This window comes from Allomesorhizobium camelthorni (genome assembly GCF_011045125.1).
GTDB classification, from domain to species: Bacteria; Pseudomonadota; Alphaproteobacteria; order Rhizobiales; family Rhizobiaceae; genus Allomesorhizobium; species Allomesorhizobium camelthorni.
Genome location: NZ_JAAKZF010000217.1, coordinates 1 through 2,124, shown reverse-complemented (window position 1 = coordinate 2,124; position 2,124 = coordinate 1). Strand labels below are relative to the sequence as shown.

At 57.0% G+C, this 2,124-nt stretch carries 3 protein-coding genes; all 3 read left to right on the top strand.

What is annotated here, in order from left to right; genetic code table 11:
- Nucleotides 1-231 precede the first annotated feature (231 nt).
- The 3 genes from G6N73_RS35380 to G6N73_RS35370 all read left to right on the top strand — a co-directional run bounded on the left by G6N73_RS35380 (nt 232) and on the right by G6N73_RS35370 (nt 1,977).
- The gene (locus tag G6N73_RS35380) at nt 232-699 is read left to right on the top strand and encodes a hypothetical protein (RefSeq protein WP_165034494.1); all 468 of its coding nucleotides are present in this window, start codon (nt 232-234) and stop codon (nt 697-699) included.
- Between the two features lie 110 nt (nt 700-809).
- The gene (mddA, locus tag G6N73_RS35375; protein WP_165034493.1) at nt 810-1,592 is read left to right on the top strand and encodes a methanethiol S-methyltransferase; all 783 of its coding nucleotides are present in this window, start codon (nt 810-812) and stop codon (nt 1,590-1,592) included.
- Between the two features lie 40 nt (nt 1,593-1,632).
- Nucleotides 1,633-1,977, top strand: a complete 345-nt coding sequence (locus G6N73_RS35370; protein ID WP_165034492.1) for a DMT family transporter — start codon at nt 1,633-1,635, stop codon at nt 1,975-1,977.
- Nucleotides 1,978-2,124: the final 147 nt, after the last annotated feature.

Genomic DNA, 2,124 nt, shown 5'->3' with positions numbered 1-2,124 from the left:
CCCATCGAGCCTTCGAGGGGCGACAGAACTGCGGTGCACCCTTCAGACCGGTGATCGAATCCTCAACTACCTGGTACGGGAAGACTGAACAACCGACGTGGCATCATCTTCCCCGGCTGTGAATACCAACATGATTGGTAAAGAAACGAGCCGGTGTACTAAGAGTCTCAAGCACTCATGCGGTTCCTGGTTCGACGCATGGTATCGCTGAAGCAGTAGGAGATCAGAATAATGTCTATTATTATCCATATGAGGTCAATATTTGTCTCTGTGGCCCTTGCGTTTCCAGCGGTCTCTCAGTCAAACGTTGCCAAAGCCGACGTACGCAATACGTACAGCGGCGCGGAATGTGTTTCGCAAATCCCGGAAAAGGCCGAGAACCTGAGTTACTCGGGCGGGGTTTTCGTACTGACGGGCGAAGCGACGCAAGTGGTCTGTCCCATCGTAAAAGCGATCTTCAACTCAACAAAAAGGATCACCGTTGCCGTCGCTGCGACTGGCGGCACGAAATGCAGGCTGGTGAGCCACGAGGTGTTCACCTTCGACAGCGAGCCATCGGAGGAGAAAACCTTTCCAGGTACCGGGATATCAGGGCTCGAATTCGAGATCCAGGAAAGTTTTCGGGGAGCGACGGAACTGCGGTGCACCCTTCAGACCGGTGATCGAATCCTCAACTATCTGGTCCGGGAATTTGAATGAACGACCCAGGTGGCTTCGCCGTCCCTGATCGACGGGCCATCGACTGATCGCAAGCGCGCGCTACCCGCGGCGCACCCGAATGCTTCGCGCCATAGAAAGAACTAACGCTGATGGGCCTTATTGCGCTTCTCTACGGCATCGTCGCCTACGCGATCTTCCTTTTCACAGTCCTGTACGCGATCGGTTTCGCCAGCAATCTTGTCGTGCCGAAGTCGATCGATTCCGGTATCGCGGGAACGACGGTTGAAGCCATCGTCGTCGACATATTGCTGCTCGGTTTGTTCGCCGCACAGCACAGCATCATGGCCAGGCAAGGGTTCAAGCGCTGGTGGACGCGATTTGTGCCGAAGGCGATCGAACGCAGCACCTATGTGCTGTTGGCGAGCTTGGCGCTAATCCTGCTGTTTTGGCAATGGCGACCGATCCCCCACCCCGTGTGGCAAGTTGACAACCCGCCAGGCGTGATTGTCCTGACGACGATTTTCTGGCTCGGCTGGGCAATCCTGCTGATCAGCACGTTCTTGATCAACCATTTCGAGCTGTTCGGCCTGGCCCAGGTCTTCGCCCGTCTGCGCGGCGGGGAATTGGCCGCTCCGGTATTCGAGACACCGTGGTTCTACAAATGGGTCCGACATCCGCTTTATCTGGGCTTTCTGCTGGCCTTCTGGGCGACACCGTCGATGACGGCGGGGCATCTGCTGTTTTCTGTCGCCACCACCGGCTACATCCTGCTCGGCATCTTCCTTGAAGAGCGTGATCTCGTTGCCCTCTTTGGCGACCGGTATCGCCTCTATCAAAAGCAGGTTGGAATGCTCATTCCGGGACTGGGTCGTCACATCGCAAATCGGTCAACGAACCCCGAAGCCCGGCAAACCCAGGATCTTTGGAAATAAAGGCCCGGGCATGCCAAGCAGGCACAGCAGGGAGACAACAGTGGCGATGAGTCTGATTATCCTTCTATCGCTGGGCTCGGCCGCCTGTTATGTGCTGGCCACCGTCGCCATGAAGCGTTGGGATGCTGTTGGTATCTTCCAGGCATCGTGCCTGATCGCAATGGCATTGACCGGGGCCGTCCTTCTGGAGACGGAGGCGCTGCGGCACGCGCGCCTCAGCCACGTATTCATCATGATCCTTGGATTCGAGGCATCGCTCGCCCTCCTCTGCGGGTGGCTTTTCTTTCATGAATCATATGCATTCCCCGAAATCATGGGGCTCCTGCTCATTGTCGTCGGTGCGGCGATGACTCGGCTGCGGGCGGTTACGGACGCTGCCGGCTAGAATCGTTGCCTGGCGAGTTTCCGGGAATCGACAGGGTACCTATCGCCGATCAGTTGCCCCACCTGCAAGAAGCGCGTGTTATGAACCATTCAAAACATCATGACGAGAATTCCGCCTTGCCCGCCGTTCCTGTCCGCATCTTGCCGG